Genomic DNA, 20,262 nt, shown 5'->3' with positions numbered 1-20,262 from the left:
CAGGTATGCCCAGAAAACATGGGCAGGAAAGAGGAAATACCCTTCGGGTATACCTTTATGCCCAAAGAACATGGGCAGGAAAGAGGAAACCATATGATCATTAAATCAGTAGAGCTGGAGACTGTGTGCGGGATAACCAGTACGCTTCCGGAGAATACAAAGCCGGAGTTTGCCTTTGCGGGCAAATCCAATGTGGGAAAATCTTCTCTCATAAATGCCCTGATGAACCGCAAATCCTTTGCCAGAACTTCGTCCCAGCCGGGGAAGACCCAGACCATTAATTTTTATAACATCAATGATGCTTTGTACTATGTGGATCTTCCAGGCTACGGCTATGCTAAGGTATCTCTGGAAGTGAAGGCGAAGTGGGGGAAGATGATAGAAAACTATCTTCATAAGTCCTCCATGCTCCGATGTGTGTTTTTGCTCATCGATATCCGCCACGAGCCATCGGAGAATGATAAGACCATGTATAATTGGGTCGTGCACAATGGCTATCATCCGATCATCATCGCCACCAAGCTGGACAAAATAAAGAGAAGCCAGGTGCAGAAATCGTTAAAAGTCCTTCGCACGGGGCTTGGGATCGGAAGCGAAGTAACGGTGATTCCCTTTTCCGCCGAGACCAAGCAGGGCAGGGAAGAAATATGGGACATCATTTCAGAATCCGTAAATGAGGGAGCAGTTGATCCGCATAAATAACCTATGGATTCATGCTTCGGGTATTGAGGCGATCCATATCAAGATTACCGGAGGACATTACGCATGAATTATGAATCGCATGGTATGCTTGACGATGCACAGGATAGGCTCTCATGGCTTATGTCCCGCGGAGAATTTGAAGACGCAATGCAATTTTTTATTGAAAACAGGGCGCAGATAACACCATTGCGCCGCCGATTCTACTTAAGCTGCATCCTGGACGGACTCGTGGGCCATAAGTCCTACCGCCGTATCGTCCGATCAACTGTGATCATGCTGGCTTTCAACTTTTTGATTCAGCCTGTGTTTCCGCTGAAGCTTCTCGACCTTTTTGCGTTTCTGTCGCAACGCTTTTTGTATTACAACTATTTTGCAGTGCTTCTGCCGAATGTTATCAACGCTCTCTTCATTCTTGGACTGATATTCCAATGGCATACCTGGGCAGCCCTGCCGTGTAAGCTGTTCGAACGGAGAGTCGAACCGGCTTACCGCATTGTCTTTTTCATAACAATCACTCTTGTTTCTGCATTTGTGGCTGTACAATTTATTTCCTTGGCAAAAGACCTTCCAAGGGTAAGGGATGGTGAATACCTTACCCGAACGGTTACCGAGGAGGATGTGATAGCAATGGCATACGGACAGATCATCCATGAAACAGACCAGGAGGATGTGGCGTCTGAATTGCGGCGGGTGCTCCATGACGAATACGGTTGGGATTATTACGCTGACGATTACCCGGTCTATTATTATAAAAATGGAAAAGACTTCTTAGGCCGTGACACGGTTCTTATCTATCTTGACGCCGAAGAAGAATATTATGTCATGAGCCGTTTGCAATATAAGGCGACGGTGTATGATGACGGAATCTACCCTTTCGTGATCAAATACTTGCCGGGCAGCAAAGTAATACTACAAATAGTAAACGAATGATTTTAAGGATGGATATATATGGAGATTCGATACACCCGGTCCAAAGCCGCCGGTTCAGAATCAAAAAAAGGGAAGAAGTTCTGGTTGCTGCCGCTTCTGTCCAGTGCAGTGTGCTATGCGCTGATACTGCTCGCCAAACCTGTCTGCAGGCTTTTGTTTTCTTTTGGCGATGAACCTGTTTCAGCACAGCTGCGTGCAGAGTTTTATGGCAATTCCGCTTCTATTATATTTCTGCTTCTGCCCCCGGTAATCTGTCTACTGCTATACATAATCGCTTCGATTATAGGACCCATACGGGAAAAAAGGGAGCTGCTGCGCGTTTCAGACTTGCTGGCTGCAGAAGAACGCCGCAAGACATACCTCATGCAATATGAGCGGTACATAGAGCATAAATCCACGGGTTGGAAGATTCGTGTATTTTTCTATGTACTGCTGGCAATAGAAATCACGTTTGTAGTACAATGTCTCTTTTTCAGTTCTGCGCCGCGTGAGACAATTTCACTCTACAGCGATCTCTCTCTGTTGCGTACAGGCAAACCCCTTATATACAAGGGGAAATTCCTTCCCACGGACCGTCCGCTCGACAACACAAATGATTATGTGATTGTTCCGGATAAGGAATACTACTATTTCTCTTCTGATGTGGGGACACTCCGTTGTGTAAAGAGTAACCTTCAGTCTGATACTCTGATGCAGACCGAATACTGTGTGGAGTATCTGCCCGGTACCCATACGGTGGTGTCTGTCACCAATGCAGCCGGAACCACATTGACCGGTCCGTCCGGTTTATCCTCTGCCAGTTTGCCTGACGGTTCATGGCTGTATGGAGATCTGATTGTCAGAAGGTGTACTGAGATTTACGGTTATGATCTGCTGACGACCGATGAGCAGAAGGCTTTCGATCTGTTGTATGGTGAATATTATAGCGTGGCTGTGGCGCGAGGCGAGGAAAGCACCCATAGCTTTTATCTCCCCGAACCGCTCACAGCAGAGGGATACCAGCGAGTGCTCTCACTGTACGGGGCCGTAACTTATTATCAGAAAAACAGGCAGCCCTGGCGTTATGCCACCGACGATGCTGGTCCAGTCCGTAACGTATATGCAGGCAGGATCATCAGCGATACAAATCCCCAATATTTTGAGGCCTGGGACGCAGCTGCTGAACTTGTCTCGGGTATGCCGCCAGACCTCACCGATCGGGAAAAATGTTATTACCTTGCGCAGTACCTGGTGGAACATGTGACGCCATACAACGGTGAAATGCCGCAGACAGAATTTCAGGACAGCAACGGCGTTACTATCAGGGTCGCGGTTCCTGATCCGGAATGGGCCACCGCATATGGTGCGCTAGTGGAGGGCAGGGCCAATTACGAGGGACTTTCCGCCGCCTTTGCGCTGCTTTCCAGAGAAGCGGGCGTGGACTGTATTTGTATTGTCGGGGAAACTGTTGATGGCGCTCATGTATGGAATATGGTGCGAATCGACGGCAACTGGTATCATGTCGATACGGTGTGGATGAATAAGGGCGGAGTGGTTGACGAGACGTATTTTCTGGCTGATGATGGCCAGATGGAGATTACTCATCGACCTGCTTCGTATGGAGGCTGCGCATTTGTGCCGGTTCCGGCATCCGGTCCGCAGGAGCGCAGTCGGTAGTATGCCCGGTGCTTTATAAAACAACGTATAATCTCAGAACCCGCGAATAGTCTTGACAAGGAGTGAAAATCTTTTTATAATGAATCTATTTATTGTATAGAAATTAATTTGGTTGGAAGAGGAGAAAAAAGTTATGAAAAAGATAATGAGAAAAATCGTATCAACTCTTATGGCAGCGACCTTGGCAGCGTCCTTTCTGACTGCCTGCGGAAGCGGTAATGCCGGTACAGGCACGTCCGCGGCAGCCGGCAAGGAGACGGGAGACAATAAGGTATTAAAGGTTGCCATGGAGTGCAGCTACGCACCATATAACTGGACCCAGCCGACAGATGCAGGCGGAGCCGTTCCTATATCCGGAAGCTCTGATTTTGCTTATGGCTATGACGTCATGATGGCAAAAAAGATAGCAGAGGAACTGGGCTATGGACTGGAGATCGTTAAGCTGGACTGGGATTCCCTTGTTCCTGCCGTTCAGTCCGGAAAGGTTGACTGTGTTATCGCCGGTCAGTCCGTTACAGCAGAGCGTATGCAGTCTGTTGATTTTACAGATCCTTACTATTATGCGACCATTGTGACCCTGGTGAAAGCCGGAGGCAAGTATGAGAATGCAAAGAGTGTTTCCGATTTTTCCGGAGCAACCTGCACTTCCCAGCTAAATACAATCTGGTATGACAACTGCCTGCCTCAGATTCCAAGTGCAGACATTCAGCCTGCCCAGGAATCCGCACCAGCCATGCTGGTATCTTTAAGCTCCGGAAGATGTGACCTGGTAGTGACAGACAAGCCTACCGGACAGGCAGCGCTGGTTGCTTATCCTGACTTCAAGCTCCTTGATTTCACCGGAACAGAGGGTGAGTTTAAGGTTTCTGATGAAGACGTGAACATCGGTATTTCTTTGAAGAAGGGCAATACGGAATTAAAGGATGCCATAAACGGAGTACTTGCCAAAATGAGCAAGGACGATTTTAACAAGATGATGGAAGAAGCAATTTCCGTTCAGCCATTATCAAAGTAATCCAGGTAAAATACCTTAAGGCATAGTTCGGGTTCAGGAATGTAAACATTCCTGCACCTGGCTCATTGCTTGCAGGAATAAAAATAGAATCAGGGCTTGCAGGCACGGGAGAAGAGTGTTCTAATTTCGTGCCGCTTGTTCTGTTTCGACGAAGTACGAGAAGGAGAAGGTAGTATATGTCTTTGCCATCAGATTTTTTTGGAAGAATAGTATTTATACTGCAGCATTATGGCCCGTCCTTTTTAAACGGGGCGGGAAAGACTATGGCAATCGCCATTGTCGGCACATTCATCGGCTGCATCATTGGTTTTGCCGTAGGAATTATCCAGACGATTCCGGTTATAAAAAGTGACAATCCTATAAAAAGGTTTTTGTTAAAGTTAGTAAAATTCATTTTAAATGTTTATGTAGAGGTATTCCGCGGAACGCCAATGATGGTTCAGGCCATGTTTATATTTTACGGTTCTTCCGTATTGTTTGGCATTAACATGTCCACCGCTTTTGCTGCTTATTTCATCGTGTCCATTAATACGGGGGCTTATATGGCTGAGACCGTGAGAGGAGGAATCCTTTCCATTGACCAGGGACAGACTGAGGGAGCCAAGGCCATCGGCATGACCCATTTTCAGACGATGGTCAATGTTATCATGCCCCAGGCACTGCGCAATATCATGCCTCAGATCGGCAATAACTTAATCATCAACATTAAGGATACCTGCGTGCTTTCTGTGATCGGCGTTGTGGAGCTGTTTTATGCCACAAAGGGCGTTGCAGGCGCATATTATACCTATTTTGAAGCATTTGGCATCACTATGATCATTTATTTTATCCTGACCTTTACCTGTTCAAGAATCCTTCGTCACTGGGAGAAGAAGATGGATGGTCCAGACAGCTACGATCTGGCGACCACGGATACCCTGGCTTATACCAGCGGCATGGTTAAATTCCCAGATCCTAAAGAGAAGGAGGATAAATAAATGGCAGGCGGAAAAGTTTTAGAGATTCATCATTTGAGCAAGACCTTTGGAACGAATGTAGTGCTGCGGGACATTGATTTCTCTGTCAATGCCGGAGATGTGACCTGTATTATCGGAGCCTCCGGTTCCGGAAAGTCAACGCTGCTGCGCTGCATCAATCTGCTGGAAACTCCTACTACCGGCGAAATCATGTACCATGATGTAGACATTACGGACCGGAAGATGAACGTTCCTTCCTATCGTACGAAAGTAGGTATGGTATTCCAGAGTTTTAATTTATTCAATAACATGACTGTTTTGGAAAACTGTCTGGTAGGCCAGATAAAGGTCTTAAAAAAAGATAAGGAAGAAGCCAGAAAGAAGGCGATGATGTATCTGGAGAAGGTAGGTATGGCTCCTTACATCAATGCAAAGCCAAAGCAGCTTTCCGGCGGGCAGAAGCAGAGAGTGGCCATTGCAAGAGCCTTGGCAATGGAACCGGAGATCCTGCTGTTTGACGAGCCAACCTCCGCACTGGATCCCCAGATGGTAGGGGAAGTACTGGCAGTTATGAGAACTTTGGCAAAGGAAGGCCTTACCATGATCATCGTAACTCATGAAATGGCATTTGCCAGGGATGTGTCCAGCCGTGTGGTTTATATGGCAGGCGGCGTCATTGAAGAAGAAGGCGCTCCAGCTGATATCTTTGGGAATCCAAAGAAAAATTCAACAAAAGAGTTTTTAAACCGGTTTATGCAGGGATAAGAAAAAGCTGATTCAGGATGATAAAACTGAATCAGCTTTTTTATTAATTTAAGTGAGAATTCTCTGACAAAATCCGTTCATCGATACGGCGTACAACACCATGGGTATAAGCTGTAAAATATTTTGACCAGAAACTATATGCCGTTGGATTGATGCTCTCAAAGTCTACACCCAGGTGGGTGTAACCCTCTGCCTTCAAGGTTTTTATCACCTCATTCAGCAGGTTTTGATATAATCCTTTGCCTCGATGCTCTTTAAGACAGAACGCACTGTTAATATGGCGGTAATTTGGATGTTCCGTTATAAAGGTTTCGCCAGATTCTGAAATTTTTAAATAAGCGCATATTTTGCCCTGGTATAGAGACACAAAACACCGTTCATGATTTTTTATGCACGTTTCACAAAAGGCATCCAATGTTTCCTGTTCACGTTTCATGAAAGTCGGACTATTGTTAAAATGTTTGTTTAACATGAGTTCAAGCGGATATGCCAAAGCGTACTCGCTTGGTTGAAGTTCTATGAACTCGTATCCTTCACTGGTCCTGCAATCAAATGGCTCCATAGGGCGGATTGAATCAACGCAGCGAAGACCAAAACCGTATTTAAAAAGCTGGTTTTGAACAATTTCGTCATGTGCGTATAAGCAAATACCATGACTGACTGCGCCTGCACGCACCCATTTGCGGGCAGCATCCTGATACATGGACGCATAAATATTTGCTCTGTTCTTAAGGGTTGCCGCATTGGCACACATAGGTGAAAACACACCCTTAACGTCAGTGGAGTGAAACGCATTGTCAAAAGGCTTGACGCCGCATAAAAATCCCACCATTTCATCATCTTCAAACGCTGCAACACCCATACCGTTATCGGCAAAGCAGGTCAAATCAGGGAAGGCATCAACATATGGCAGAGCCGGCACCTGACAAAGTTCTTCTTTGTAGCAGGCCAGTGCCAGCTCATTTGCCTTGCTGATATGTTCCCTGGCAAAATCAACTATAATCATCGTTTCATTGCTCCTCTTTTCGTCTATGGGTAATGAGCAAATTTCACTTGGGCTCATCGGAAACCCGCTGTGGTTGAATCGTTTCCTTTTTAACCGGCTCTCCCTGGATGGGGACCGGCACTTCCTGTTTCTCGGATATACACTTATGAACCGGCTTGGAAAAAAGATTTCGTATCTTGATCCTGATAAAGGTATTTGCTGCTTTGATAAAAACCACAAAAATAAAAACGGGCAGGATGACGGTTAAAATTAACCTTACCTTGAAATGGAACTTTTTTTTCTCTAATTGTTTCAAATGTAACTGATATTGTTCATTTATCTTCGGAAATAATGTTTTCTTTGTCTGAATTTTACTCAAAATAAATCCCCCTTATGTTTCTGTTAGATGAAATGTTAAGAGCCGCTCATCAGTGCTTTCATGGCAAATGCATATATTTCCTGACTCTTAGATTTCCAGTGGTCACACATGATTTCCGCCTGGTCCTTATCCGGAACAGACAGTTCCAGGTTTATCAGGCAGTTTTTTCCTTCCCGGACCTGACAGTGGACGATGTAGTCATGGCTGGTGGATTTATAGAAATCAGCGGTTACCCCCACCTCGTTGCGGAGACGGAACTTGTTCTCTTTTAAATATTCATCCATATCATTGATGATAGCCGGTGAAATCTTGCTACCGAAAAAGGAAAGGGTTTCTTCCCCTTCCCTGGTGATCTCGTACCGGCTGCTGTTATGGTTTGTTTCCACATGAAGCAGTCTGGCCTCCAGCAGTTCATTCAATGCCTGATTGAGCGTAAAATATGTGGTATATTCATGCTCCAGAAAAAAGTTTGACAGTTGTGCGCTTGTCAGGGGGAAATTAACCTGTTTAAGCATGTATAAAATCATTAGTTTGTACAGGGTCATAGGTTCTGACAGCATAGTTACCTCTTTCCTGCCCGCGCTTTTTGGGCATTTTGGTATCCCTGTAAGGGGATACCTCCATTGTCGCGCTTGCTGCGCCGTAAATTCTAGGATTGTGAAAGCCGCTTTCAACCAGATCCTTCATATTTTTTACTGCCGGATATATTCTTTGACGGCCTGGCTCACGACAGATGCAACACGAGGGTCAAAGGCCTCGGGCAGGATATTGTTTTCGTTCAGTTCTGAAGGTGCTACAAGGCCGGCAATAGCGGTTGCGGCAGCAAGCTTCATATCTTCCGTAATAGCAGTTGCCCTTCCCTCCAATGCACCTTTAAAGATGCCGGGGAACACAACTACATTATTGACCTGGTTGGGGAAATCAGACCTTCCGGTTCCAACTACTTTTGCGCCGGCTGCTTTGGCAAGATCAGGCATGATCTCAGGAACCGGGTTTGCCATGGCAAACAGAATGGCGTCAGGATTCATGGAAGCGACCATTTCTTCCGTTACGATTCCGGGAGCAGAAACTCCTACGAAAATATCACTGCCTTTCATGGCATCTGCCAAAGAACCATGGATTCCTTCCAGATTTGTCACATCCATCATCTTTTCCTGCATCCAGTTTAAGCCTTCCATGCCCTTTGCCAGGATTCCTGCACGGTCACACATGGTGATATGAAGAAATCCGTAGGACAGAAGGAGTTTTGTAATGGCGATACCGGCGGAGCCTGCACCGTTTACAACAATTTTGCATTCCTCTTTTTTCTTTCCTGTCACTTTTAAGGCGTTTATAATGCCGGCAAGAACGACGATTGCTGTTCCGTGCTGGTCATCATGGAATACGGGGATGTCAAGAAGCTCTTTTAACCGTTCTTCGATTTCAAAACAACGGGGGGCGGAGATATCCTCCAGATTGATTCCGCCGAAAGCGGGCGCAATATTCACCACGGTCTTAATGATCTCTTCGGTGTCCTGGGTATCCAGACAGATCGGGATGGCATTGATTCCCCCAAACTCCTTAAAGAGCACCGCTTTTCCTTCCATAACGGGCATGGCGGCCAGAGGTCCGATGTTACCAAGTCCAAGAACAGCGCTTCCATCTGAAACGACAGCAATGGTGTTGGATTTGATTGTGTATAGGTAGGCAGCTTCCGGATCCCCGGCAATAACTTTGCAGGGTTCTGCTACGCCTGGAGTATAAGCAAGGGCCAGATCCTCCCGGCTTTTTACCTTTGCTTTGGAAATAATTTCCAGCTTTCCTTTCCATTCTTCATGCAGTAATAAAGCTTTTTCGTTGGTTGTCATGATCGTTCGTCCTTTTTTTCACAGTTTTATTTTATCATACCAATTTTAGGGTTTTAAATCAATAGAAAATATGTTAGAATATAGAGTAATTAAAATCAAATAGCTAAATAAGATAAGGAAATTAAAGATACAGGTGGTACTATGAGAGAACGGATCAACAGGCTGGCAAAGGGCATCATTGATTCAGAGATTCCAAAGATTAAGGTGACACCGTGGGAAATTGATGATGTGGTTCGTTCCGGCGGAGCTACCAGGCGGGAACTTGTCGTTACCAGTGAGAATAATTTACATATAAAAGGACTTGCATATTCGTCAAATTTCCGTGTCAGACTCATAAGCGGAGCGTTTGGCGGAACATATAACCATCTGGTCTATGAGATAAACAGTAGTTACCTGGAAGATGGAGATGTGATTAAGGGCTCTTTTTATCTGGTTACCAATGGCGGCGAGAGAGAAGTCCCTTATTCTTTTTGCGTGGAACTGAGCACGTCAGGAAAAGCGCTGAGTGATTTAAAGACAGCAGAGGATTTTGCAGATACGGCTAAAAAAGATATGGATACGGCTCTTCGTTTGTTTGAGTACCGGGATTTTGTCACGGCTCCCTTTATGCAGGACCTTCATGTAAGGGCAATCTACGATGGCTTGAAGGGGAGACCTGACAGAAGAAAGGAACTGGAAGAGTTTCTGACCGCTTTAAAGGTAAAAGAGCCGGTCCGGTTATGGACGGAAACCGAGGAGCGGAGATTTGGAGAACTGGAAGAAGTTGTAACGGACTGGGTGATTATAAAGCGCAGCGACTGGGGCTATGTGAACCTGGAAGTTACAACGGACTGTGATTTTATAGAGCTGCCAAAGAAAAGCGTTGGGGAGCAGGACTTTGAGGAAGAGGAATGCAGAGTCCCCTTTTTGGTCCATCCGGAACGCATGCACCAGGGAGAGAATTCCGGAAGGATTCTCATAACTGGAGTTGAAGACCGTTTTGCCATCCCCGTTACGGCGGTCAATAACCCTGGAGGAGGGGTATCCGCAGAAAATGCATTTGCAAAAGAAGCTTTGAGCCGGTTTTTACGGCTCCGCCTGGAAGAAGAGTACGGGCAGAAGGATATAAATAATCTATATGATGAGATGGAAAAGGCTCTTGATGAGATTGAACTGATGAAAGGTGAAACCAGCCTCCTTAAGCTGCTTCGGGCTGAGATATTCCTTGGCCAGGGAAATCCTTCCAAAGCGGCGTTGCTTCTTGACGAATGCCGGGATGATGTCCTTAAGGTGCGTCAGGAAAAAAGGGAGCTATACTGCTATTACCAGTACCTGCGTTTAAAGGTGCAGCCGGACGAATACCAGAAGGAATCCCTGATCCGTCTCATGAAAAAATATCTGGAAGAAGACAGAAGGCTCTTCTGGCTTTTTTTGCTGCTTATGAAGCTGGATGACAAGCTGTTTGAGAATCTGCCTGCATTGTTAGCCATGATGAAGAAGCAGTTTCAAATGGGGGTCAGAAGCCCGTTTTTCTACGTATGGGGCTGCAAAGTGCTGAACAGTTCACCGGAGATCATAAGGGCCATGGGTTCCATGGAACTCCAGATCCTTTATCATTGCGCCGGAAAAGGAATCGTAGATCAAAAGCTGGCTGTAGCCGTATCCAGGCTTACCTTAACGGCAAAGCATTTTAACCGGCTGCAGTACCGGATGTTAGTTAAGCTTTATGAGGAGCACCCTATAAAAGAGGTGCTTGAGGCGATCTGTGCCTTGTTAATCAAAGGGGAATGCCGCATGGCGGAAGCCTTTTCCTGGTACGAAAAAGGGGTAAAGGCAGGGATCAGCCTGACGCGGCTGTATGAATATTATTTGTATGCTCTGCCGGGGAATTACTGCTATCTCCTCCCAAAGGAAGTGCTTCTTTATTTTTCCTACGGAGGAAATGAACTGGATCTCCATAGCAGGGCGATCCTTTATAAAAATGTTCTGGTTTATCTGGAACCAACTGACCCTCTGTATCAGGCCTATGAGCGGACGATCGAGAAATTTGCTACGGAGCAGCTGTTTGAATCACGGATTGACAAGCAGCTGGCCGGAATTTATGAGCGGATGATATTAAAGGATGTGATCGATCTTCCTATGGCAAAGGTGCTGCCCTCCATACTCCGGTCCTACCGGGTGGAATGCAGCAATAAAAAGATGAAGTATGTCATTGTGTGCTATGAGGAAATGACAGAGGAGGATGCATTCCTTCTCGATGATGGTGTCTCCTATGTACCCTTGTTTTCAGAGCACAGCATATTGCTTTTCCAGGATGCCTTTGGCAACCGGTATGCCAACATTCCCTATGAGAAAGAACCTGTTATGGACCGCCCGGAACTGGAAGAACGCTGCTTTGAACTTTATCCGGAGCATTCCATGCTCCGGCTCCGGGCATGTGAACGGATTCTTGCGGACGGGGCCTCAGATATAGAAGAGGTGAAGATTCTGGAAGGCACGCTGGAGGATAAAAACCTGCGGCCTCTTTATCAGAAGCTTCTCCTTTCCAAAGTCATCGAGTTTTACGGCAGACAGGCCTCTGACGGTCTGGAAGGAGATGAAGGAGCCGGATATCTGGTTAAGCTGGATAAAAAGGTCCTTTCCAAGGAAGAGCGGATAAACGTCTGTGATACGCTCATCCATAACAATCACATGGAAGAGGCGTTCTTAATGATCCGGGAATTCGGTAGCGAAGGAACCAGGACGGAGCGGCTTTACGAATTGTGTACGAAAATGATACTTAAGAACTTATTTGACGAGGATCCTTTGCTTTTACATCTGGCATATGATGTTTTTAAGGAAGGAAAAAGTGACGGAGTGATCCTTGACTACCTGTGCGAGCATTTTAACGGGTTGACGAGCCATATGTATCAGGTGCTTATGAAGGGCGTTTCCGAGCATGTGGAAACATATGATCTGGAAGAACGCCTGACGGCTCAGATGATGTTTTCCGGATGCAGCTCTAAACTTGACAAGGTGTTTGGCCTTTACAGGAGCCGCAAGGAAACCGGTGATATGATCGTGAAGGCTTATTTTATCATAAAATGTTCAGAGTACTTTATGGAGGATAAGGAGCCGGAGGAAAAGGTTTTCGCTTATCTGGAAGGAACGGTTAAGGCAGCATCTGTAAAAGGCCGTCTTCCCACCATTTATTTGCTGGCCATAACTAAGTATTATTCGAAACTTTCTGCGCTTGATGAAGAGCAGCAGAAGCTGTGCCAGACTACGGTTTCCTTCCTGTTAGAAGAAGGTCTTGTGTTCCCGTATTTTAAGGATCTGTCAAACTATATTCCCATGCCGGAAGATATTATGGATAAAGCCATGATCCAGTACTGTGGGGACCGGGATTCCAAGGTGGAATTGCAGGTCAGAATTCTTCCGGATGAAGAAGAGTTTCACAGTGAGGATATTTCCCGGATGTACCAGGGAGTTTTCGTCAAGCAGAAAATATTGTTTGAAGGCGAGATCATGGAATACCGGGTGAGAGAGCTGATTGAGGAAGCGTGGGTTCTAAAAAAAGAAGGCAGTGTAAGCTGTGATACCGGAGTCTCCCGAAAGGCTTCGGACAGCAAGTTTGCCTGTTTAAATGATATGAGTCTGTCCTTAAGCTTAAAGGATGAAAACGGGCTCAAAAATCGGATGCAGGAGTATTTAAAAAAGAATGCTGCTGCAGAAGAATTATTTCCACTGATGTAAGATAAGGGGGCTGTCAATGGACGGACTGATAATAGGGCTTGACCTTTGCGATGCCTATACCCGCATATGCTGCCATGACAGGGAAAAATCATGGTGCTTTCCTACAGTGATCTGCAGGAAAAAGGATGAAGATGCCTGGTTTGTAGGAGAAGAGGCTTATGCCTATACTCTTGTAGGCGAGGGCATTATCATAGACAAGCTGATAAAAATGGTTAGGAAAGAAGGAACCGCCACTCTGGGCGGAACCAAATACGAAGGTCTTGACCTTTTAAAGATGTTTTTAAAAAAGATATTAAAGCTTCCCATGGAAGAGTTTTTCTGCGATGAGGTGAAACAGCTGGTGATCACCATGCAGAAGGTGGATGTAAAGCTGATGGATGCCCTTATGTACTGCGCGGACTACTTAGAGATACCAAGAGATCGTGTGCACATCATAAGCCATACGGAAAGCTTTGTATACTATACCCTCAGCCAGAAAAAAGAGGTTTGGAGCAATCAGGTAGGTGTGTTTGACTTATCGGAAGATTCTTTTCACTATCATGAGCTTAAGGTACAGAGAGGCCTTCGGAAGATGGTGGTGATTGCAGAGGATGAGGCTTTGGAAGAAAGTTTTAATCTGGATATTTTAGATACGCCTTCCGGAGGAAAGCTGGCGGATAAAATCTTAAGCTCCTGCGCGGACAGGCTTCTCCAGAAGAAATTATTTTCATCTGTCTTTCTGACGGGAAAGGGCTTTGAGCGCCATGACTGGGCGGGAGATTCCATGAAGATACTGTGCTCCCGCCGGAAGGTGTATATGGAACCGGAGCTGTTTGCCAGAGGTGCGGCTTTTAAGGGAATGGATTATCTTCAGGATAAGACCTCTTATCCCTTTACCTGCATTTGTGAGGGGCGTCTTCATTCCACCATTTCCATGAAGGTGCTCCATAAGGAACGGGAAAGCCAGCTGGTAGTAGCTGCAGCCGGGGACAACTGGTATGAAGCAAAGAGCAGCGTGGATTTAATCGTGGATCATCAGGATTACGTGGAATTCATGGTAACGCCCATGGATCCAAAGCAGAAACGGCTGGTGAAGATTCCGCTGGAAGGATTTCCAAAACGTATGGAAAAAACCCTCCGGATAGGGATCAGCTTTGGGTTCTTGGATGAGAAAACCATGGCAGTAGTACTAAAAGACAAGGGCTTTGGTGAAATATTTCCGGCCACAGAGGCCGTGATAAGGCAAGAGGTTATGCTATGAGTTTGATTCTTTGCCGGCAGGAGCCGGTTAAACATCCTTTTTATTTTGAAGGCCTGGGAATCCGCCTGTTTTCATCCCAGGAGCTTTGCTATGTGATTTATAATAATCCTCTTTTGGTCATGGATCAATTTGTGGATAATAACCTGATCCAGTTTATCAGAGAGGATCTGGATATGGGGTTTCTGGCTGCTAAGCTGGAAAAATGGCAGCAAAGCGGCGAGGAAACGGATGAGCTTCTTGCCATGATCCTTCACGAATGCGATTATTATACTGCTTCTGAGGTCGGACGGTTCCGGCAGAATCTGTCCACTTACCGACGGATGCCTGTCCATGAGTTTTTAAAGGCAAAGGCGGATTACCTATTTTCCAGAAAGCAATATGGAAAGGCGGAGTCAGAATACCGGAAGATCCTGGATCTTCCAAAGGGTAACCGGGGAGATGATGCCTTCCGGGCTAAAATATATAATAATCTGGGAGCGGCTTATGCCAGGCTGTTTATGACGGACAAAGCCTGCCATGCCTACCAGAAATCCTTTGATCTGGTGAAAAATGCCGAGATTTTAAAAAGAATATGCCATCTGGCCCAATGGAATCAGGGCCTGGTGTTAAATGAACGGTTTCAGGCTCTCATTACAGATGAAATGAGGCAGGAATGCGAAATAGAAAAAGAAAAGGCGGAGGCGCTGGCGGCCGGGGCGGACAGCCTGAAAGAACTTGAACAGCTGTTTCAAAAAGACCCGATCAAGCGGCTTCAGGGAGCCGGTGAGCTTATCCAGAAGTGGAAACAGGAATACCGGAATATTATGTCATAAAATGGATTCTGTTTCAGATTGCTAAACGGTGCTCACGGGGAGTAGTCTGAACAATATGGAGGTTTCCGCAGAACTGGGGGTTAGCAGAACTCCGGTAAAAAAAGCTTTCTGAAATTCATAAGAGTATTGTACTTGACAAAACTATAAAAAGACACTATCATTACATGGTATAAGGAAATACCCTGCGGGTATACCTATATGCTCAAAAAACATGGGCAAGAACAAGGAAAAGGTAGAGAAGAAGAGGAGTACGCTTATAACCCTGAAAGAGAAAACCGTTCACCGGCTGAAAGACGGTTAAGGTAGTGTATGCGGAAGGTAGCTTCTGAACCGGAAGGCTGAAATTTTGTAATTCAGTAGGCTTTCACGTGTGGCTGCGTTATAGGCTATATGAGATATGGCAGGCTCTGTCATATGAACAAAGGTGGTACCGCGTTGATTCGCCCTTTGCATCCCAACGATGCAGAGGGCTTTTTTTGTATACTGGGAAATCTATTTGGAATTTCCTGTTATACAAAGCGCTCCGCTTTGGAAGCGCAATTCCGCCCAAGGGCATACGATTAAGCCCGGAATATATGGCGGTCAGCAGGAAGGAGAACATGATGAAAGAATTGGAGAAGACCTATAATCCGGCAGGGATTGAAGGCAAGCTTTATGAGAAATGGCTGGATAAGAAGTATTTCCATGCAGAACCAAACAAGGATAAAAAGCCCTTTACCATTGTAATGCCGCCTCCTAATATTACTGGACAGCTTCACATGGGGCATGCACTTGACAACACCATGCAGGATATTTTGATCCGCTTTAAGAGGATGCAAGGCTACGAGGCCCTGTGGCAGCCAGGTACAGACCATGCGGCCATTGCAACGGAAGTAAAGGTCATTGAAAGCTTAAAGATTCAGGGGATTGACAAAGAGGAACTGGGCAGGGATGGCTTCCTGGAAAAATGCTGGGACTGGAAAAAAGATTATGGCAGCAGGATCATCAACCAGCTTCATAAGCTGGGATCCTCTGCTGACTGGGACAGAGAGCGTTTTACCATGGATGAAGGCTGTTCAGCAGCTGTTCAGGAAGTTTTTATCAAGCTCTATGAAAAAGGTTATATTTATAAAGGTTCCCGTATCGTAAACTGGTGCCCGGTTTGCCAGACTTCCATTTCGGATGCGGAAGTGATGCATGATGACCAGAATGGCTTCTTCTGGCATATCAATTATCCCATTGCAGGAGAAGAAGGCAGGTTTGTGGAGATTGCAACCACCAGGCCGGAAACCCTTCTTGGAGATACTGCGGTGGCAGTTAATCCGGAAGATGAGCGCTATCAGGACCTTATCGGTAAGATGTTAGAGCTTCCGCTTACAGGCAGGGAGATACCGGTGGTAGCAGATTCCTATGTAGATAAGGAATTCGGTACCGGCTGTGTGAAGATCACCCCGGCCCACGACCCCAATGACTTTGAGGTAGGTAAGAGACACAGCCTGCCCGAAATCAACGTTATGAATGACGATGCCACCATCAACCTTCCGGGAAGCAAATATCATGGCATGGAGCGTTATGAGGCCAGAAAAGCCATTGTGAAGGATCTTGAGGAGCTGGGTCTTTTGGTTAAGGTGGCTCCCCATTCCCATGCGGTAGGAACCCATGACCGCTGTAAGACCACCGTAGAGCCGATGGTAAAGCAGCAGTGGTTTGTTAAGATGGAAGAGATGGCAAAGCCTGCAATTGAGGCTTTAAAAACAGGAGAACTGAAATTCGTTCCGGATAGATTTGATAAGTCATATCTTCATTGGCTTGAAAATATCCGTGACTGGTGTATTTCCAGACAGCTTTGGTGGGGACATCGCATCCCGGCATATTATTGTGATCAGTGCGGAGAGATCATTGTATCGAAAGAAGTTCCAACCGTATGTCCCAAATGCGGAGGAACCCATCTGACTCAGGATGAGGATACCCTTGACACCTGGTTTTCTTCTGCTCTCTGGCCTTTCTCCACCTTAGGCTGGCCGGAAAAAACAGAGGACTTAGAATACTTCTACCCAACTGATGTACTGGTTACAGGCTACGACATTATTTTCTTCTGGGTAATCCGCATGGTATTTTCCGGAATCGAGCAGACCGGAAAGCTTCCATTCCATACGGTGCTGATGCACGGCCTGGTGAGGGATTCCGAAGGCCGCAAGATGAGTAAATCCTTAGGAAACGGTATCGATCCTCTGGAGGTTATTGAAAAGTACGGAGCCGATGCCCTGCGAATGACCCTGATCACCGGCAATGCACCTGGCAATGACATGCGTTTCTACTGGGAGCGCGTAGAGGCAAGCAGAAACTTTGCCAATAAAGTTTGGAATGCTTCCCGTTTCATTATGATGAATATTGAAAAAGCACCGGAAGCAAAGGCAGAGCTTTCAGAACTTACCATTGCGGACAGATGGATCCTGTCCAAGGCGAACACCCTTGCAAAGGATGTAACGGAAAACCTGGATAAGTATGAGTTAGGAATCGCCCTTCAAAAGGTCTATGACTTTATCTGGGAAGAATTCTGTGACTGGTATATCGAGATGGTGAAGCCAAGGCTGTGGGACGATAATGATCAGACAAAAGCGGCGGCCATCTGGACGCTGAAAACCGTGCTTATTAACTCCTTAAAGCTTCTTCATCCTTATATGCCGTTCCTTACCGAGGAAATCTTCTGCAATCTTCAGGACGAAGAGGAGTCCATTATGATTTCCAGCTGGCCTGAGTACAAAGAGGCATGGAGCTTTGAAACCGAGGAGCATGCGGTTGAAACCATTAAGGAAGCTGTAAGAGGAATCCGGAATGTACGTACCTCCATGAATGTTCCGCCTAGCAGAAAAGCAAAGGTTTATGTTGTTTCTGAGAATCAGGAGATTCTTGATATCTTTGAACACAGCAAGGTATTTTTCGCTACTCTGGGTTATGCCGGTGAGGTTTATTTACAAAAGGATAAAAGTGGAATATCAGACGATGCCGTATCAGCGGTCATTCATCAGGCAGTCATCTACATGCCTTTTGCGGAACTGGTGGATATTGAAAAAGAAGTAGAACGTTTAAAGAAGGAAGAAGAGCGCTTAAGCAAGGAGCTGGCCCGTGTTGAGGGCATGCTTAACAACGAAAAGTTCGTAAGCAAGGCCCCGGCAGCCAAGATTGAAGAGGAAAAGGCTAAGCTTCAGAAATATGCTCAGATGATGGATCAGGTAAAGGAGAGACTTTCTCAGCTCTCTTAAATCCCCATCTTGGAAAATCGACAATCTTAAATAGAATGTGAAAAACAGTCGAACATGGCAGAAAATGCTGTGGCCGGCTGTTTTTTGTTGCGCAGCCATGGGAGAAAGCGTCCTTTTTGATTTTTGTCCATTTGTCAGGAAGAGAAGAGGAATGGACAAAAGGGGAACGTGTGGTCTGTAAGAATCTGTCGGCAAATGCCGTGGCAGGATGGAAAAAGGCGATAAAAAATTGGAATCATCCCCATGGTTTTGACAAATTCTGAATGGCTTACTGGCTATAATGTTCGTACAGGGCGGGAGGTGAAAGCGGCGACGGAAATAAACCTGTATATTGATGTATTGTTCTTAACTAATTTTGCCATGGATTTCCTGGTATTATCCATTGTCAGACGGGGGATGAAGTATCGTCTCATATGGTGGAGAATGATTCTCGGGGCTATTTTGGGGGCAGCTTGGGCTGTGTTTGCTGCCGCTTTTCCATTTTTACCCCTGTGGCTTGAGATGGTAATAACCTATCTGGCGGTGAGCACCCTGATGGTGATGACGGCTTTCGACGTAAAAAGACCAAAGGAAATAGGGAAAGCAGTATGTGCTCTTTATCTGGCTGCAGTAACAACGGCAGGCATAATGGATGCCCTATATCAGCATACGAAGGCCGGCTATTATATAGAACAGATTCTTAGAGGAAATGGTCAGAAAGCCATACCCTTTTACCGGTTGATTTTTATTGCGGCGGGTACTTACTTCGGAATCCGCTGCTTTCTGCGGCAGATTACCGCCATGCTAAAGGGAAAGAACAATTTTTATGAAGTTACCATGCATTACAGAGGAAAGAAAAAGGTAGTAACGGCTCTGCTTGATACAGGAAACAGACTGTATGAACCGGTAAGCCGTCGGGCCGTCCATGTTGTGACTTATGAGGCTGTCCGGGAGCTTTGCGAAAGTGTGTCGGAGGTTGTCTACATTCCCTACGGTAGCGTTGGGAAAAGTGACGGTATGCTGCCCGGAATCTTTTTGGATGAGATGGAGGTACGTCAAGGGGATGAAGTGAAGGTGATTGAAAGGCCTCTGGTGGCCGTAAGCAAAAAGACATTATCCGTAAATGGAGAATATCAGATGCTGCTGCATGAAGAGTGAGTGAACGAAGTAAAGGAGAGAGTATCAATGATTATAAAAGTATCCGTACCAAACCGTTTCCAGTTTAAGGCAATTCCAACATTTAAAACATTGATGATGCCGTCACAGGGGGAGGTTCATTACATAGGAGGAGCTGATATTCTTCCTCCGCCTCTGGACAATGAAAAAGAAGCACAGATTATTGCGCTCCTTGGCAGTGATGATGATCAGAGAGCAAAATCAGAGTTGATTGAACATAATCTCCGTCTTGTGGTATACATAGCGAAGAAGTTTGATAATACCAGTGTTGGGGTGGAGGATTTAATTTCCATAGGTACCATTGGACTCATTAAGGCTATCAATACGTTTAATCCAAATAAAAACATTAAATTGGCCACCTATGCCTCCCGCTGCATTGAAAATGAAATACTCATGTACCTGCGCCGGAATAACAAGACCAAGATGGAGGTTTCCATTGACGAGCCTTTGAACGTGGATTGGGATGGGAACGAGCTCCTTTTATCAGATATTCTCGGAACCGAGGAAGACGTCATCTATAAGGATTTAGAAACCGAGGTGGAACGGAACCTTTTAAATACAGCCATCAGCCGGTTAAGCCCAAGGGAGAGAAAGATCGTAGAGCTGCGGTTTGGACTCACAGATGAGGAAGGAGAGGAAATGACCCAGAAAGAGGTTGCGGATTTACTGGGGATCTCCCAGTCCTATATATCCAGGCTGGAAAAGAAAATTATGAAGAGGTTAAAAAAAGAAATAGTGCGGTTTGAGTAAGAAGGCAAACTTAACAGAGCAGAGTATATAGAAATTATATACCCTGCTCTGTTTATATTAAAAATAAAGTCTTTCCTTTTTTTGTAAATAATGAAACTTTTTTGAGTTATAATA

General features: G+C 45.7%; 17 protein-coding genes and 1 other annotated feature. Of the genes, 14 read left to right on the top strand and 3 right to left on the bottom strand.

Annotated features, from left to right (window positions below; all coding sequences use genetic code 11):
- Positions 1–93: 93 nt before the first annotated feature.
- The 6 genes from yihA to BMX69_RS09680 all read left to right on the top strand — a co-directional run bounded on the left by yihA (position 94) and on the right by BMX69_RS09680 (position 6,024).
- On the top strand, positions 94–702 hold the full coding sequence (yihA, locus tag BMX69_RS09705) for a ribosome biogenesis GTP-binding protein YihA/YsxC (RefSeq protein ID WP_054790023.1): 609 nt from the start codon (positions 94–96) through the stop codon (positions 700–702).
- 63 nt (positions 703–765) lie between these two features.
- Positions 766–1,632 carry a hypothetical protein gene (locus BMX69_RS09700; RefSeq protein WP_100042230.1) on the top strand — a complete coding sequence of 289 codons (867 nt, stop codon included), beginning with the start codon at positions 766–768 and terminating at the stop codon, positions 1,630–1,632.
- A gap of 18 nt (positions 1,633–1,650) precedes the next feature.
- Positions 1,651–3,288: a transglutaminase domain-containing protein gene (locus tag BMX69_RS09695; protein ID WP_054789970.1), complete on the top strand. Its 1,638-nt coding sequence runs from the start codon at positions 1,651–1,653 to the stop codon at positions 3,286–3,288.
- Positions 3,289–3,421: 133 nt separating this feature from the next.
- Entirely contained in the window at positions 3,422–4,303 is an 882-nt protein-coding gene (locus BMX69_RS09690) for a transporter substrate-binding domain-containing protein (protein WP_054789971.1), read from the top strand.
- A 182-nt stretch (positions 4,304–4,485) separates the two neighbouring features.
- Positions 4,486–5,280 carry an amino acid ABC transporter permease gene (locus tag BMX69_RS09685; protein WP_174715238.1) on the top strand — a complete coding sequence of 265 codons (795 nt, stop codon included), beginning with the start codon at positions 4,486–4,488 and terminating at the stop codon, positions 5,278–5,280.
- Positions 5,281–6,024, top strand: a complete 744-nt coding sequence (locus BMX69_RS09680) for an amino acid ABC transporter ATP-binding protein (RefSeq protein WP_100042229.1) — start codon at positions 5,281–5,283, stop codon at positions 6,022–6,024.
- A gap of 43 nt (positions 6,025–6,067) precedes the next feature.
- Here the strand turns inward: BMX69_RS09680 and BMX69_RS09675 are convergent, their stop codons facing one another.
- Complete coding sequence (locus tag BMX69_RS09675; RefSeq protein WP_100042228.1) at positions 6,068–7,030, bottom strand: GNAT family N-acetyltransferase; 963 nt, start codon at positions 7,028–7,030, stop codon at positions 6,068–6,070.
- A gap of 25 nt (positions 7,031–7,055) precedes the next feature.
- On the opposite strand from BMX69_RS09675, the gene BMX69_RS24425 reads away from it, so the two are divergent.
- Positions 7,056–7,277, top strand: a complete 222-nt coding sequence (locus BMX69_RS24425) for a hypothetical protein (RefSeq protein ID WP_166433186.1) — start codon at positions 7,056–7,058, stop codon at positions 7,275–7,277.
- 146 nt (positions 7,278–7,423) lie between these two features.
- Here the strand turns inward: BMX69_RS24425 and BMX69_RS09665 are convergent, their stop codons facing one another.
- Both BMX69_RS09665 and BMX69_RS09660 read right to left on the bottom strand, forming a co-directional pair.
- Positions 7,424–7,948, bottom strand: coding sequence for a DUF4364 family protein (locus BMX69_RS09665; protein ID WP_025233525.1), 525 nt, complete (start codon positions 7,946–7,948; stop codon positions 7,424–7,426).
- 132 nt (positions 7,949–8,080) lie between these two features.
- Complete coding sequence (locus BMX69_RS09660) at positions 8,081–9,235, bottom strand: NAD(P)-dependent malic enzyme (protein ID WP_100042227.1); 1,155 nt, start codon at positions 9,233–9,235, stop codon at positions 8,081–8,083.
- 141 nt (positions 9,236–9,376) lie between these two features.
- Here BMX69_RS09660 and BMX69_RS09655 point away from each other — a divergent pair, with 141 nt between their 5' ends.
- The 7 genes from BMX69_RS09655 to sigE all read left to right on the top strand — a co-directional run bounded on the left by BMX69_RS09655 (position 9,377) and on the right by sigE (position 20,148).
- The gene (locus tag BMX69_RS09655; protein ID WP_100042226.1) at positions 9,377–12,949 is read left to right on the top strand and encodes a DUF5717 family protein; all 3,573 of its coding nucleotides are present in this window, start codon (positions 9,377–9,379) and stop codon (positions 12,947–12,949) included.
- A 16-nt stretch (positions 12,950–12,965) separates the two neighbouring features.
- Positions 12,966–14,189: a DUF5716 family protein gene (locus BMX69_RS09650; RefSeq protein ID WP_025233522.1), complete on the top strand. Its 1,224-nt coding sequence runs from the start codon at positions 12,966–12,968 to the stop codon at positions 14,187–14,189.
- Positions 14,186–15,001, top strand: coding sequence for a hypothetical protein (locus BMX69_RS09645; protein WP_054789974.1), 816 nt, complete (start codon positions 14,186–14,188; stop codon positions 14,999–15,001). The genes BMX69_RS09650 and BMX69_RS09645 overlap by 4 nt, the downstream gene beginning before the upstream one ends.
- A gap of 226 nt (positions 15,002–15,227) precedes the next feature.
- Positions 15,228–15,452 (top strand) — a binding site (T-box leader).
- Between the two features lie 151 nt (positions 15,453–15,603).
- Positions 15,604–18,243: a valine--tRNA ligase gene (locus BMX69_RS09640; protein WP_100042225.1), complete on the top strand. Its 2,640-nt coding sequence runs from the start codon at positions 15,604–15,606 to the stop codon at positions 18,241–18,243.
- Positions 18,244–18,374: 131 nt separating this feature from the next.
- Entirely contained in the window at positions 18,375–18,506 is a 132-nt protein-coding gene (locus BMX69_RS24910) for a hypothetical protein (RefSeq protein ID WP_278280721.1), read from the top strand.
- Positions 18,487–19,380, top strand: a complete 894-nt coding sequence (locus BMX69_RS09635; protein WP_025233517.1) for a sigma-E processing peptidase SpoIIGA — start codon at positions 18,487–18,489, stop codon at positions 19,378–19,380. The genes BMX69_RS24910 and BMX69_RS09635 overlap by 20 nt, the downstream gene beginning before the upstream one ends.
- Positions 19,381–19,407: 27 nt before the next feature.
- The gene (gene sigE / locus BMX69_RS09630) at positions 19,408–20,148 is read left to right on the top strand and encodes an RNA polymerase sporulation sigma factor SigE (protein WP_025233516.1); all 741 of its coding nucleotides are present in this window, start codon (positions 19,408–19,410) and stop codon (positions 20,146–20,148) included.
- Positions 20,149–20,262 lie beyond the last annotated feature (114 nt).

Source organism: Lacrimispora sphenoides JCM 1415, assembly GCF_900105615.1.
Lineage (GTDB): Bacteria > Bacillota > Clostridia > Lachnospirales > Lachnospiraceae > Lacrimispora > Lacrimispora sphenoides.
This window is presented reverse-complemented; position numbering and strand designations above follow the sequence as displayed.